Annotated in this window: 15 protein-coding genes; 5 read left to right on the top strand and 10 right to left on the bottom strand. The window is 62.0% G+C overall.

Annotation, left to right across the window (positions count from 1 at the left end; all coding sequences use genetic code 11):
- The first annotated feature begins 90 nt into the window (after positions 1-90).
- Complete coding sequence (gene rlmF, locus NPS46_RS18460; RefSeq protein ID WP_274109663.1) at positions 91-1,107, top strand: 23S rRNA (adenine(1618)-N(6))-methyltransferase RlmF; 1,017 nt, start codon at positions 91-93, stop codon at positions 1,105-1,107.
- A 73-nt stretch (positions 1,108-1,180) separates the two neighbouring features.
- Here rlmF and NPS46_RS18465 read toward each other — a convergent pair whose 3' ends face one another.
- The gene (locus NPS46_RS18465; protein WP_003440137.1) at positions 1,181-1,462 is read right to left on the bottom strand and encodes an HU family DNA-binding protein; all 282 of its coding nucleotides are present in this window, start codon (positions 1,460-1,462) and stop codon (positions 1,181-1,183) included.
- 397 nt (positions 1,463-1,859) lie between these two features.
- Between NPS46_RS18465 and yejK the strand changes: the two genes are divergently transcribed.
- Both yejK and NPS46_RS18475 read left to right on the top strand, forming a co-directional pair.
- A complete protein-coding gene (yejK, locus tag NPS46_RS18470) occupies positions 1,860-2,864 on the top strand; it encodes a nucleoid-associated protein YejK (protein WP_274109664.1) in 1,005 nt (334 codons plus the stop codon).
- Positions 2,864-3,214, top strand: coding sequence for a glutaredoxin family protein (locus tag NPS46_RS18475; RefSeq protein WP_274109666.1), 351 nt, complete (start codon positions 2,864-2,866; stop codon positions 3,212-3,214). The genes yejK and NPS46_RS18475 overlap by 1 nt, the downstream gene beginning before the upstream one ends.
- A gap of 24 nt (positions 3,215-3,238) precedes the next feature.
- Here the strand turns inward: NPS46_RS18475 and NPS46_RS18480 are convergent, their stop codons facing one another.
- From NPS46_RS18480 to NPS46_RS18520, 9 genes are all read right to left on the bottom strand, one after another.
- Positions 3,239-4,174 carry a glutathione S-transferase family protein gene (locus tag NPS46_RS18480; protein WP_274109668.1) on the bottom strand — a complete coding sequence of 312 codons (936 nt, stop codon included), beginning with the start codon at positions 4,172-4,174 and terminating at the stop codon, positions 3,239-3,241.
- 75 nt (positions 4,175-4,249) lie between these two features.
- Positions 4,250-4,555 (bottom strand): GIY-YIG nuclease family protein, encoded by a 306-nt coding sequence (locus NPS46_RS18485; RefSeq protein WP_274109669.1) that lies wholly within the window; start codon positions 4,553-4,555, stop codon positions 4,250-4,252.
- Positions 4,556-4,600: 45 nt separating this feature from the next.
- Positions 4,601-5,071 carry a nuclear transport factor 2 family protein gene (locus NPS46_RS18490; protein ID WP_274109671.1) on the bottom strand — a complete coding sequence of 157 codons (471 nt, stop codon included), beginning with the start codon at positions 5,069-5,071 and terminating at the stop codon, positions 4,601-4,603.
- 99 nt (positions 5,072-5,170) lie between these two features.
- The gene (locus NPS46_RS18495) at positions 5,171-6,487 is read right to left on the bottom strand and encodes a CynX/NimT family MFS transporter (protein WP_274109673.1); all 1,317 of its coding nucleotides are present in this window, start codon (positions 6,485-6,487) and stop codon (positions 5,171-5,173) included.
- Entirely contained in the window at positions 6,477-7,136 is a 660-nt protein-coding gene (locus NPS46_RS18500; protein ID WP_274109675.1) for a FadR/GntR family transcriptional regulator, read from the bottom strand. The genes NPS46_RS18495 and NPS46_RS18500 overlap by 11 nt, the downstream gene beginning before the upstream one ends.
- 134 nt (positions 7,137-7,270) lie before the next feature.
- Positions 7,271-8,035, bottom strand: coding sequence for an amino acid ABC transporter ATP-binding protein (locus tag NPS46_RS18505; RefSeq protein ID WP_274109677.1), 765 nt, complete (start codon positions 8,033-8,035; stop codon positions 7,271-7,273).
- 10 nt (positions 8,036-8,045) lie between these two features.
- Positions 8,046-9,143 (bottom strand): amino acid ABC transporter permease, encoded by a 1,098-nt coding sequence (locus tag NPS46_RS18510; protein WP_274109678.1) that lies wholly within the window; start codon positions 9,141-9,143, stop codon positions 8,046-8,048.
- Between the two features lie 10 nt (positions 9,144-9,153).
- Positions 9,154-10,335, bottom strand: a complete 1,182-nt coding sequence (locus NPS46_RS18515; protein WP_274109679.1) for an amino acid ABC transporter permease — start codon at positions 10,333-10,335, stop codon at positions 9,154-9,156.
- Positions 10,336-10,400: 65 nt separating this feature from the next.
- Entirely contained in the window at positions 10,401-11,429 is a 1,029-nt protein-coding gene (locus NPS46_RS18520; protein WP_274109680.1) for an amino acid ABC transporter substrate-binding protein, read from the bottom strand.
- A 479-nt stretch (positions 11,430-11,908) separates the two neighbouring features.
- Here NPS46_RS18520 and NPS46_RS18525 point away from each other — a divergent pair, with 479 nt between their 5' ends.
- Entirely contained in the window at positions 11,909-12,565 is a 657-nt protein-coding gene (locus tag NPS46_RS18525) for an alpha/beta hydrolase (protein ID WP_274109682.1), read from the top strand.
- A gap of 81 nt (positions 12,566-12,646) precedes the next feature.
- Positions 12,647-14,113, top strand: a complete 1,467-nt coding sequence (gene rhlB / locus NPS46_RS18530; RefSeq protein WP_274109684.1) for an ATP-dependent RNA helicase RhlB — start codon at positions 12,647-12,649, stop codon at positions 14,111-14,113.
- The last annotated feature ends 53 nt before the right edge of the window (positions 14,114-14,166 follow it).

Here is a 14,166-nt window from a genome sequence, read left to right on the forward strand (position 1 = left end):
AGTCACGCCCGGCGATTTGTCCGCAAGGTTCGAGCGCCAGATATGGGACAATGCCCGTCACTTTGAGCCATACCCGAATCGACGCTGCCCATGACCACCCCCCGCACTCCCAAAGCCCCGCGCAAACAGCCCAAGCCTGCCACCGCATCCCAGCCGGCCGCGCCCCGGGAAAAGGCCAGCCTGCATCCGCGCAATCGCCATCAGGGGCGTTACGATTTCCCGCAGTTGATCAAGAGCACCCCCGAACTGGGCGCCTTCGTGATCATCAACCCCTATGGCAAGGAGAGCATCGACTTCGCCAATCCCGCAGCGGTTCGCGTCTTCAACCGTGCCCTGCTCAAGGCCTTCTATGGCATCGCCCATTGGGATATCCCGGCTGACTACCTGTGCCCGCCCATTCCCGGGCGCGCCGATTACCTGCACTTTCTCGCCGACCTGCTGGCCGAGCACAATGCCGGCGTCATCCCCCGGGGTGCAGCGGTGCGGGTGCTGGATATCGGCACCGGCGCCAACTGCGTGTACCCGTTGATCGGCCATGGCGACTATCGCTGGCATTTTCTCGGCTCGGATATCGACAAGACCGCCATCGCCGCCGCCCAGGCCATTGTCCAGGCGAACGGCCTGGGCAAGAGCATAAGCCTGCGCCAGCAGGGCAATCCGCGGCAGATCCTGCTCGGCCTGCTCAAGAGTGATGAACGCTTCGACCTGACAATGTGCAACCCGCCCTTCCACGCCTCGCTGGACGAAGCTCAGCGTGGCAGCCAGCGCAAGTGGCGAGCCCTGGGCAAGGCCGACCCCAAGCGCAAGCTGCCGGTGCTGAATTTTGGCGGGCAGGCGGCGGAGTTGTGGTGCGAAGGCGGCGAAGTGCGCTTCGTCACCCAGTTGATCGCCGAGAGCGCCCAAGTGGCGCACCAGGTGCTGTGGTTCAGCAGCCTGGTGTCCAAGGCCTCCAACCTGCCGGCCATCGAGAGCGCGTTGAAAAAAGCCGGCGCCTTGCACAGCCAGGTGGTGGAAATGTCCCAGGGACAAAAGCAGAGCCGCTTCGTCGCCTGGACCTTTCAGGATCAAGCCCAGCAAGCCGCCTGGCGCCAGGCCCGCTGGAGCTGAAGCCAGGGCCGCTTTTCTCCAGGCGAAAAAAAACCGTGCCCGGATCACTCCGGGACACGGTTTCTACAGCGTCTTACTTGTTAACAGCGTCAGTCAGGCCTTTGGCCACAACGAGCTTGATAACTTTCTTAGCTGCGATTTCGATGGCAGCGCCAGTCGAAGGGTTACGGCCAGTACGGGCAGGACGCTCGGTCACTTTCAGTTTGCCGATACCTGGCAGAGTGATTTCGCCGCCATTTTCCAATTGATCAGCAACGATCTGAGCCAGTTGGTCCAGAGCGTTACGCGCAGTGGTTTTCGGCGCGTCGATAGCTTCGGCAATATCGGCGATCAGTTGGTCTTTAGTAATAGCCATGTGTGTTCCTTCCCTATCAAATTCATTTGGTTTGCAGAGTGCAGTGTCAGCCATCGAGCCGGATCGTCATGACCAGGCACCCCCGGCTCTCCTTGCTCGAAGAATCGCCAAGTGTAGATACCGAAATCGGGGTTTGGTTCGACCTGACAACTGCTGAATGCACGCTTTGCGCCGTCTAGAGCGCAAGACGGGGCAAAACTAGCACAGAGACGGGGAAATATCCGCCTCTACCTAGCCATTTGGTCAGCTTTATCGCTCTAAACCGGGAAAAAAAGCCAAAGTGCAGTATGACACCTCTGTCAAAGCGCCTTCGAACAGCGCCAAAACCAATGGGTGCGGTACACTGGGCACTTTTTCGGGGAGTCTGTCCTGCTCCCGCCCACCAGCCGAGAAGCCCATGCCGATCCGTCATTGCATTGTCCACCTGATCGACAAAAAACCCGACGGCACTCCTGCAGTTCTCCACGCCCGCGACCGCGAACTGGCTGAATCAGCCGCCATCGAGAACCTGCTCGCCGACCTCAACGAGAGCTACAACGCCAAACAGGGCAAGGCCTGGGGGTTCTTCCATGCCGAGTCCGGGGCACACCCTTTCAGCGGCTGGCTGAAGGAATACCTGGACGACGGCAAGGACTTCACCGCATTCAGCCGGGTCGCCGTCGAGCACCTGCAAAAGCTGATGGAAGAATCCAACCTATCCACTGGCGGCCACGTGCTGTTTGCCCATTACCAGCAAGGCATGACCGACTACCTGGCCATCGCCCTGCTGCACCACAGCGAAGGGGTGGCAGTGAATGCCGAACTGGATGTGACGCCCTCGCGCCATCTGGACCTAGGCCAATTGCACCTGGCCGCACGGATCAATATTTCCGAGTGGCAGAACAATCGCCAATCCAAGCAGTACATTTCCTTTATCAAGGGCAAGAACGGCAAAAAGGTCTCCGAGTACTTTCGCGACTTTATCGGCTGCCAGGAAGGCGTCGACGGCCCGGGCGAGACCCGCACCTTGCTCAAGGCGTTCAGCGACTTTGTCGAGAGCGAAGACCTGCCTGAAGATGACGCCCGGGAAAAAACCAAGACCCTGGTCGACTACGCCAGCAGCCAGGCCAAAATGGGCGAGCCCATGGGCCTGGAGGAGCTTTCCGGGCTGATTGACGAAGAGCGCCCGCGGGCCTTCTACGACCATATCCGCAACAAGGACTACGGCCTGTCGCCAGAGATCCCGGCGGACAAACGCACCCTCAACCAGTTCCGCCGCTTCACCGGCCGCGCCGAAGGCCTGTCCATCAGCTTCGAAGCCCATCTGCTGGGTTCGAAGATCGAGTATGACGAGGAAGCGGGCACCCTGATTATCAAGGGATTGCCCACCCAACTGACCGACCAGTTGAAGCGGCGTAACTGATGCTCAACCGAGTGCTCAAGAAATTCCTGCTGATCCTGCTGGTGGTCGTGGTCTACCAGCACTGGGGCAAGATCGAGCGGCTGTTCAACCCGGCCGGCCAGGTGTCGCAACAGACCCAGGCCAATGCCCGGGTCGTGCTGTATGCCACCGACTGGTGCGGCTACTGCAAGCTGACGCGACGTTTTCTCGACCAGAAGGGGATCCCCTTCAGCGAGTTCGATATCGAAAAATCGGCCGAAGGGCGCAAGGCCTACGAAGCACTAGGCGGGCGGGGCATTCCACTGCTGGACGTCAATGGCACGCTGATCCGTGGCTACAGCCCGGAGGCGATACTGGCAGCGCTCGAGTAGCCGCCAGCCCGCCAGCAGCAGGTGTTAGATCGCCTCAAGCTGAAAACCCAGGCGCGGGAAGTGCACATGCACCACACCCGCCCTGGGGTCCTCGCGCCGCAGAATCAGCTCTTCCCCACCGACAAACACCAACTCCCCCTCCACCGGATCGACGCCATAGTCGGTCGCGGCAATACGTACCCGCTGACCGGCCGCAAAACCGTTGGGGTCGCTAAAGGCTTCAGTGGGCAGCGCGGCGGGCGTGGCCAGGCGAGCAATCTCCAGGGCTTCCTCGGCCCCCAGCGCACTCGACGCACCATGACCAAACGCCAGGACCCTGGCCAGCCACGTGGCCACCGCCGGATAAGCATCGACCAGCGGTGCAGTGACGGGCGTGCCCTTGAGAAACCACAATGGGTGAGCCAGGGCAAAGTCAGCGATGGACGGCGCACCAAACAGGAAATCGCCTTCCTCACGCTGCAGCTGCTGTTCCAGCCGGGCCATCAACGCCGGCCATTGGTGCCGCGCCAGTTCAGGGCTCAGGCGGGTAGTGCTGCCGCCCTTGAACAGGGCAGCCCGGTCCGCGAGAAACGCCTTGATTGCTTCGGGCGGCAACGCGGCAAAACGCGCCGCCACCGACTCGGGCTGGAACACCAGGCTGACGGCATGCTGGAAGATCACCGTATCGGCCCAGGCGGCAAAACTCGCCACGATCACTTCCTGGCCCTCGGGAAACAGCGCCGGGCCGGCTTTGGCCTGCTCCAGGCGCCGCGCAATCAAGGCTGTGTCGCAATAGATATCGGCCCCTATCTGCAACACCGGGGTCTTGCGGTAGCCGCCAGTCAAGGCGGTCAGATCGGGTTTTGGCATCACCGGCGAGATCTTCACCGAACGCCAGGACAGGCTCTTGAACCCCAGCAGCAGCCGGGCCTTCTCGGCAAAGGGGGAAGCCGGATAATGATGAAGAATCAAATCTGACATGCTGGTTCCACCGATCTTATAGGGAATTCCGCAGCTTAGCGCGCAATCCCCGGGCGGCCTATAAGAACCCATCAGTCAGCTTAGGGTCACCGCCATGCTCGCCACCAGGCATTCCTTGGCGCTTTTTCTGAGCTTCTTGATCAACCGCTCCTGGCGCAACGCCTCGCCCTTGTCGCGGCAGGCCTCGACATACACCAACGCCACCGCCGGGCTGGAATGGAAAAACCGCGCGCCCTTGCCGCTTTGGTGCAAAGCAAAGCGCCGCTGCGGGTCGTCGCTGATCCCGCAGTAGAGCGAACCATTAGCCGCGCGCACCAGATAGACAAACCAGCGTTTGCTAGGCGGTTCGACACTCGCAGGGGCTGGTTCGCGGCTGTTCACGGGCACTTGAGGCTGACAGGAAACGGGCGGCGATAGTACCAGAACCTAACGCCCGGCCTGGAAGGCCTTGAGCCCTTTGAGGGCCTGGGCGCGCACGGCATTCTTCACCAGCGGCGTCCAGCCCAGCAGCAGGCCCTTGGTACCCAGGGCCTGGCGTGCCCAGCGCCAGAGGTCAAAGTGATCGTGGTGCTCGCAGATCTTGCCGTCTCGAAAGACAAAGCGCGCCTGGATATCGTTGACCACTGTATTGCCGGTCTGGCTGAACAGATAGGTGGCGACCCAGTGAGCGCTGCCGCTGCGTTCATCGGCCCGCACCAGGTCGAACGTCAGCGAAAAATCCTTGGCCCGGGTGGTGAGCATGCGCCACATATCGCCGGCATCACGCCCACGCAACTCGCCGAAGGCCGGATCGCTGAAGACCACGTCATCGGTGTAGCAAGCGCTCATCGCCTCGGCATCGAGCCGCTGGAAGGCTGTGTAGAACTGCGTGATCAGGGCAGTGTGGGCGTCACTCATGGGCAGGCTCCGAGAAGGCAAAAGGTGCCTGCACGATAGTCCGCAATGGCCTGGCTGACTACGGGCATTCGCTGGCCGAATGCCCGTAGTACGCATCGCTTAGAGCTTCTCGGCCTTGACCTGCACGTATTGTGCTCGCCCGGCGCCCATCCCGGCGATGATCGCCCCCGTGCCAATGACCGCGAAGATCCAACCCAGAGCCTCCCAACTGCCGGTCAGGTCATGCACCAGCCCGACGGCAAACGGCCCGATGGACGCCAGGGTGTAACCAATGCCCTGAGCCATGCCCGATAGGTTCGCCGCCACATGGGCATCGCGTGAACGCAGCACAATCAAGGTCAACGCCAGGCTGAACGTACCGCCCTGCCCCAGGCCCAGCAGAATCGCCCAGCCCCACAGCCCGTCGAGCGGGGCATACAGGCACCCGAACAGACCGGCCAGGGTCAGCAGCATCACCACCAGGATCGCCAGCCGCTGATCCTTGCCGCGCGTGGCCAGCCAGGGCGCCGCCAGCGAGCTGCCCAACTGGATAACTATCGAACCCGAGAGCACGAGCCCTGCCTGGGTCGGCGTTAGCCCGCGGCCGATCAGGACCGACGGCAACCAGCCAAAGACGATATAGGCCAGTGAAGATTGCAGGCCCATATACAGGGTCACCTGCCAGGCCAGCGGATCGCGCAACAAACCGCGAACCCGATAAGCCACTTGATGAGCGCCCTGCTTCGGGCCGACCTGCGGTAACCAGAACACCGCTGCGATCAACGCCGGCACCATCCAGAAGCCCAGCCCCATGGCCCAGCTACCCGAAAAATACTCACTCAGCGGCACCGTCGAGCCCGCCGCCAGCGCCGCCCCCAAGCACAACGCCATGGTGTAGACGCCGGTCATGCTGCCTGCGTGCCGGGCGAAATCCCGTTTGACGATACCCGGCAGCAACACCCCAATCACGCCAATACTGGCACCGGCCAGAATGCTCCCGGCAAACAGCCCGACCTCGCCAAACGAGCTGCGCAGGATAATCCCGCCCGCCAGGGTCAACAGAATCCCCAGCACCACTCGCTCGCTGCCAAAGCGTCGCGCCAGCATCGGCGCCAACGGCGCGAACAGTCCCAGGCACAGCACCGGTAATGTGGTCAGCAGGCCGGCCTGGGCCGCCGACAGGCCCAAGCTCGCCGACACGTCGCCGAGCAGCGGCGCGACACTCGACAGGGCCGGGCGCAGGTTCAACGCCACCAGAACCAGCCCGAGCAGCAGGAGCCAGGGCCGGCGTACCAGCGGATGGCTGTGCTGGACCTGCTCATCATCGGCCTCGGCGTCGATCAACAGTTGGTCGAGTTCGACCGCGGTACTCGCAGGCGCATTGATAGCGCCCTGGCTGGAGGGTGTGGGCATTGGCATCTCGGATTCAGGGTTCATTGATCAAGGTCCGGCAGAGGGCTTTGGCTCGTTCGGGATCTTGCTGCTCGACCGCCGCCAGCAGCTCGACATGCAGGTCGAACACCGATTGGCGACGTGGGGTGAGCGTAAGGGTCTGGCGCAGCGCGCCGCCGATCACGTTGGAGAAATAGCGGTACAGCTCGCTGAGCATCGGGTTGTGCGCGGCATCCACCAGGCGTCGGTGGAAAATCAGGTCGCAGGCGATGTAGCTGTCCAGATCACCGTGGTAGTGATTGCCACTGACCGACAGCGCCTCGCGCAGGCCCGCCAGGTCTTCCTCGGTACGGCGCAGGGCGGCCAGGCCGATGGCCTCGACCTCAAGGATATGCCGTGTTTCCCGGGCCTGGTCCAGCGAGCAGCGGGACAAGGCCTGCAGGGTCGCCAGCGGGTCGACCAGGGCACGCAGGTAGCTGCCGTCGCCTTGGCGGATCTCGATCAGCCCGGAAAACGCCAGCACACGCATGGCCTCGCGCACGGTATTGCGACTGATACCCAGCTCGGCCGCCAGTTCGGGCTCGGTGGGCAGGCGTTCGCCAATCGCCCAGGTGCCGCTGTTGATGCGTTTGCGCAACTGTTCCAGGGCCTGATCGACCAGGGAACGCTTTATCAGGGGAAGCGTGTTCGACATGGGGCTCGCCTTAACATCCAATCATCGGACGAATTGACGCAGCTTAATCACATGCCTCGCTAACCGCCAGCAAAAACCCCAGCCCTGTAGGCGCAAGGCTCGCGCCTACAGGACTTCAACAGGAGCTCAGTGCATCAATGCAGGATCTGGCTCAGGAACAGCCGGGTGCGGTCGTTCTGCGGGTGGTCGAAGAAATCGTTCGGTGCGGCCTGCTCGACGATCTCGCCCTTGTCCATAAAGATCACCCGGTTCGCCACCGTGCGGGCAAACCCCATTTCATGGGTCACGCAGAGCATGGTCATGCCGTCTTCGGCCAGACCGATCATGGTGTCGAGCACTTCCTTGACCATTTCCGGGTCAAGGGCCGAAGTCGGTTCGTCGAACAGCATGATCTTCGGTTTCATGCACAGCGCCCGGGCAATCGCCACGCGCTGCTGCTGCCCCCCGGACAACTGCCCCGGGTACTTGTGCGCCTGCTCGGGGATACGCACACGCTCCAGGTAATGCATGGCGATCTCCTCGGCCTTGCGCTTGGGCAACTTGCGCACCCACATCGGCGCCAGTGTGCAGTTCTGCAGGATGGTCAGGTGCGGGAACAGGTTGAAATGCTGGAACACCATGCCGACTTCACGGCGGATCGCCTCGATCTGCTTGAGGTCGTTGGTCAGCTCCACGCCATCGACCACAATGCGCCCCTGCTGGTGTTCTTCCAGGCGATTGAGGCAACGGATCGTGGTCGACTTGCCGGACCCCGACGGCCCGCAGAGCACAATGCGTTCGCCCTGCTGGACGTTCAGATTGATGTCCTTGAGGACGTGGAATTGCCCGTACCACTTGTTTACGCCCTGCATCTGGATAATGCCTTGCGGGCTCACAGGCTGTTTGTTCGCTTCACTCATCACTCAACTCCTAACGCTTGTGGCCTGTGTCCAGCTTGCGCTCCAGATGCATGGAGTAGCGGGACATACCAAAACAGAAAATCCAGAACACCAGGGCGGCGAAGACATAGCCTTCGGTGGCCATACCCAGCCATTTCGGATCGGCGGCAGCCTGTTTGACACTGTTGAGCAGGTCGAACAGGCCAATGATGATGACCAGGCTGGTGTCCTTGAACAGCGCGATAAAGGTATTGACGATCCCCGGGATCACCAGCTTGAGGGCTTGCGGCAGAATCACCAGCCCCATGCTACGCCAGTACCCCAGGCCCATGGCCGCGGCGGCTTCGTACTGCCCCTTGGGAATGGCCTGCAGACCACCGCGCACCACCTCGGCAACATAAGCCGACTGGAACAGGATCACCCCGATCAGCGCTCGCAGCAGCTTGTCGAAATTCATGCCCTCGGGCAGGAACAGCGGCAGCATCACCGAGGACATGAACAGCACGGTGATCAACGGCACACCCCGCCAGAACTCGATAAAGGTCACGCAGACCACGCGAATCGCCGGCATCTTCGAGCGCCGGCCCAGGGCCAGGATAATCCCCAGCGGCAAGGCCCCGGCAATGCCCACGGTAGCGATCACCAGGGTCAGCATCAGGCCGCCCCACTGGCTGGTGGCGACGTTGCTCAGGCCGAACACCCCGCCGTGCAGCAGGCTGTAGGCCACGATCGGATAGATCACCAGAAAGCTCAGACCGTAGACCGCCTTGCGCGGGAAGCGCGCGATAAACAGCGGCGCGGCACCGATCACCGCCAGCCAGACGGTCAGGTCGACCCGCCAGCGCAGCTCGCTCGGGTAATAGCCGTACATGAACTGGCCGAACCGCTGCTGGATAAACACCCAGCAGGCGCCTTCCTTGGTGCAATCGGCGCGCGTGGTGCCGACCCAGTTGGCGTCGACAAAGGCCCAGCTGATGATCGGCGGGACCACCAGCCAGATCAGGTAGAACGCCAGCAGCGTCAACAGGGTGTTGAGCCAGTTGGAGAACAGGTTGGCCCGCATCCAGGCCACGATGCCGATGCTGCTGCTAGGCGGTGGCATGTCGGGCTTGAAGGTATGTGTCGTCATGCGCCTCTCCTCAGCGTTCGATCAGCGCAATGCGCTTGTTGTACCAGTTCATCAGCAGGGAAATGCTGATGCTGATCGCCAGGTACACGCTCATGGTGATGGCAATGACCTCAATGGCCTGCCCGGTCTGGTTGAGCACCGTGCCAGCAAACAGCGAGACCATTTCCGGATAGCCGATACCGGCCGCCAGCGAGGAATTCTTCGCCAGGTTCAGGTACTGGCTGGTCAACGGCGGGATAATCACCCGCAGCGCCTGGGGAATGATGACCTTGCGCAGCGTCGGCCCGTTGCGCAGCCCCAGGGAGCGGGCCGCCTCGGTCTGGCCATGGCTGACCGACTTGATCCCCGACCGCACGATCTCGGCAATGAAGGCCGCGGTATACACCGTCAACGCCAGGGTCAGGGCCAACAGCTCGGGGATCAGCACCCAGCCACCGACAAAGTTGAAGCCCTTGAGCTCGGGCAGCTCCCAATGCACCGGCGCACCGAACAGCAGCACGCTGAGCGCGGGAATCACCAGCAACAGCGCCAGCCCCGCCCAGACACTGTGGAAAGGCACGCCGCTGGCTTCAAAGCGTCGCTTGGCCCAGCGCGACATGGCCACGATCGCGACAATTGCCAGCACCACGCTGACCACGAACGGCCAGAAGCCGTCGGCCGCAATCGCTGCTGGCATATTGATACCGCGGCTGCTGATAAAGAACGTATCGCCGAAATTGTGGCTGTTGCGCGGTCCCGGCATGGTCAGGAACACCGCGAAGTACCAAAAGAGGATTTGCAGCAATGGCGGGATATTGCGAAAGATCTCGACATAAACCGTGGCCAGCTTGCTGACGATCCAGTTGGGCGAAAGCCGCGCAACGCCGATGACAAAACCCAGCAGCGTCGCCAGGACCACCCCGATCACTGTCACCAGCAGCGTATTGAGCAGGCCGATCACAAAGACCCGCGCGTAGCTGTCCGATTCGGTGTAGTCGATCAGGTGTTGCGCGATGCCGAAGCCGGCACTGCGCTCGAGGAAATCGAAACCCGAGGTGATGCCCCGGTGTTGCAGATTGGTCTGGGTGTTATGGAACAAGTACCAGCCCATCGAGACCACCGCGACAATCGTGATGATCTGAAACAGCCAAGCGCGCACCCGCGGATCGCTGAGGGAGAACCTCTGCTTGGGCGCGCCGATTTGATTTTGCATGAAGTGCCCCAGGAGTCATGGAACAGAACGTCACCCGGTGGTTGGCCCACCGGGTGACAGAACCATCAGCGCACAGGTGGTGCGTATTGGATGCCGCCGTTGTTCCACAGCGCATTGAGGCCGCGGTCGATGGCCAGCGGCGTGCTCTTGCCCAGGTTGCGCTCGAACACTTCGCCGTAGTTGCCGACCTGGCCGACGATCTTCACGACCCAGTCCTTCGGCAATTTCAGGTCCTTGCCGTACTCGCCGTCGCCACCGAGCAGACGCGCAACGTCCGGGTTCTTGGTCGACTTGGCTTCTTCGGCCACATTCTTGGAGGTCACGCCTGCCTCTTCGGCATTGAGCATGGCGAACAGGGTCCACTTGACGATGCTGAACCACTCCTCGTCGCCCTTGCGCACGACCGGGCCCAGGGGCTCCTTGGAAATGGTTTCCGGCAACACCACGTAGTCACCCGGCGCAGCCAGCTTGCTGCGCTGTGCGTAAAGCTGGGACTTGTCCGAGGTCAGCACGTCGCAACGGCCGGATTCCAGCGACTTGGCGCTCTCATCGGATGTGTCGAAAGTGATCGGGGTGTACTTCAGGCCGTTGCCACGGAAGTAGTCGGAGACGTTCAGCTCGGTGGTGGTGCCCGCCTGAATGCAGATGGTGGCGCCGTCGAGCTCCTTGGCGCTTTTAACGCCCAGCTTATTGTTCACTAGGAAGCCGATGCCGTCGTAATAGGTCACGCCGGTAAAGACCAGGCCCATGCCCGAGTCACGGGAACTGGTCCAGGTGGTGTTGCGCGACAGCACATCGATTTCGCCGGACTGCAGCGCGGTGAAGCGCTCCTTGGCATTCAACTGGCTGAACTTGACCTTGGTCGCATCGCCGAAGACCGCCGCCGCGATGGCGCGGCACACATCGGCATCGATGCCGACAATCTTGCCCTGGGCATCAGGGACCGAAAAGCCCGGCAGGCCATCACTGACCCCGCATTGCACAAAGCCTTTCTTCTGTACCGCGTCGAGGGTCGCGCCCGCCTGGGCGAAACCGCTGACCCCGAGAGCCGCGGCGGCGGTCACGATAGCCAGGGTGGATTTCAGCATCTTCATTCAAACCTCCAGTTTGCTCTTGTTGTGTCGGAGCTTGAGTCCTGCCGCACCCTTGTGAGGCGCTATTGACCCGTGTTGGCGTGTTGTGGGGGTCAAGCAGCGTAGGACCTGAGCTATGAGTTTAGTTGGGGAAAATTTCCCGGATGAAAAACTCACCTCTCACCAATCGGCCGAACGGGCATCAGCCCTTGCGCTGTTCGCTAAGCCCTTTCGGCCACCGGCGAACCTGAATCGAAACCGGTCACCCGGTTCCTCTGCTATCCCACAGCCGGCGGATGCCTGTTAGTGTTACCGCCGGGGTGAATGCATCGATTGCGGTTTTATCCATAGCAAGGCCCGTACCATTTCGATCGCTAAAGCGTTTCAGCCACCGTTAAAGGCGCGAACGTACAGATTGGCGACATCTTCTTCACCCATCGACCCAGCGTGCACCTGTACCCCGCCCGAATGCGGGGCGCGCGCCCAACAATGGAGCAGCCATGACCGAAACACTGACCCTAGAGCCCGCCAAGACCGCCGACGCCTGCGTCATCTGGCTCCACGGCCTGGGCGCCGACCGCTATGATTTCCTGCCGGTGGCCGAAGCCCTGCAGCAAAGCCTGCTCAGCACCCGCTTCGTGCTGCCCCAGGCACCGACCCGGGCGGTCACCATCAATGGCGGCTATGCCATGCCAAGTTGGTACGACATTCTCGCCATGAGCCCGGCCCGGGCGATCGACCGCGAGCAACTCGACGCCTCCGCCCAGAGCGTCATCGACCTGATCGAACAGCAGCGCACCAACGGAATAGACCCTTCGCGGATTTTTCTCGCCGGGTTTTCCCAGGGCGGCGCCGTAGTCCTGCACACCGCCTACCTGAAATGGCAGGGTCCGCTGGGTGGCGTACTTGCCCTCTCGACCTACGCCCCCAGCTTCAGCGACGCGATGCAGTTATCCGCCAGCCAGCAACGAATCCCGGCCTACTGCCTGCACGGGCACTACGACGAAGTCGTGCAGAACACCATGGGGCGCACGGCCTACGAGCATTTGAAGCGCCTTGATGTCACCGTGACATGGCAGGAATACCCAATGGGTCATGAAGTGTTACCTGAGGAAATACGCGACATCGGCACCTGGCTGGCCGCTCGTTTGCGCTGATAGCAGTAACGCACTACGCCGCGCCCGTTTCTTGCATTACACTGGCCGGCGTACATTCCTTAACCAATTGATGAGATGACCGTGCTCAAAGCACTCAAGAAAATGTTCGGTAAAAGCGAGGCTGAGCAGCTCGCGTCAGGTTCCAGCGCCCCTTCTTCTTCCTCCGGCAGCCGCAACGATGCGTCGCAGCCCGAGCGCGCCGCGCCTGTCCGCCAGCCGAAGTCGCCGACGGCTACCCCGCCGGCCGCGGTCGAATCCGCCCCGGCGCCCATCGCCAAGGCAGAACAGCCTCGTCGCGAACGCGCGCCCAAGCCCGTGGCCAAGCCATGGAAACTCGAAGACTTCGTGGTCGAACCGCAAGAGGGCAAGACCCGCTTCCACGACTTCAAGCTCTCACCCGAATTGATGCATGCCATCCACGACTTGGGCTTCCCATACTGCACGCCGATCCAGGCCCAGGTACTGGGTTTCACCCTGCGTGGCCAGGACGCCATTGGCCGGGCCCAGACCGGCACCGGCAAGACCGCCGCCTTCCTGATCTCGATCATCACCCAGCTGCAGCAGACCCCGCCGCCCAAAGAACGCTACATGGGTGAGCCACGGGCGCTGATCATCGCGCCGACCCGTGAACTGGTGGTGCAGATCGCCAAGGACGCCGCCAGCCTGACCCAATACACCGGCCTTAATGTGATGAGCTTTGTCGGTGGCATGGACTTCGACAAACAGCTCAAGCAACTCGAAGCCCGCCACTGCGACATCCTCGTCGCCACACCAGGCCGTCTGCTGGACTTCGCCCAGCGCGGCGAAGTCCACCTGGACATGGTCGAAGTGATGGTGCTGGACGAAGCTGACCGCATGCTCGACATGGGTTTTATCCCGCAAGTACGCCAGATCATTCGCCAGACCCCGCCGAAGAACGAGCGCCAGACGCTGCTGTTCTCCGCGACCTTCACCGACGACGTGATGAACCTGGCCAAGCAATGGACCACCGACCCGGCCATCGTCGAGATCGAGGCCGAGAACGTTGCCAACGCTTCCGTCGAGCAACATATCTATGCCGTGGCCGGTGCCGACAAGTACAAGCTGCTCTATAACCTGGTCACCGACAACGGTTGGGAACGGGTCATGGTCTTCGCCAACCGCAAGGACGAAGTGCGCCGTATCGAAGAGCGCCTGGTGCGCGACGGCGTCAATGCCGCCCAACTGTCCGGCGATGTGCCGCAGCACAAGCGCATCAAGACTCTGGAGGGCTTTCGCGAAGGCAAGATCCGCGTTCTGGTCGCCACCGACGTGGCCGGGCGCGGCATCCATATCGACGGCATCAGCCACGTGATCAACTTCACCCTGCCCGAAGTGCCGGATGACTACGTGCACCGGATCGGCCGTACCGGTCGGGCCGGCGCCAGCGGTGTGTCCATCAGCTTCGCCGGTGAGGACGACTCCTACCAGTTGCCCTCTATCGAAGAACTGTTGGGGCGCAAGATCAGCTGCGAGACACCGCCAGCCGAGCTGCTGCGTCCGGTTGTGCGCAAGCCCGCCCAGCACTGACCGGGACTCACGACGCCGGTCGTGATCCACGAAAGAACGCCACCCGTCTCCAG

The organism is Pseudomonas putida (assembly GCF_028682395.1).
In the GTDB taxonomy this organism is placed as follows: Bacteria; Pseudomonadota; Gammaproteobacteria; order Pseudomonadales; family Pseudomonadaceae; genus Aquipseudomonas; species Aquipseudomonas putida_AB.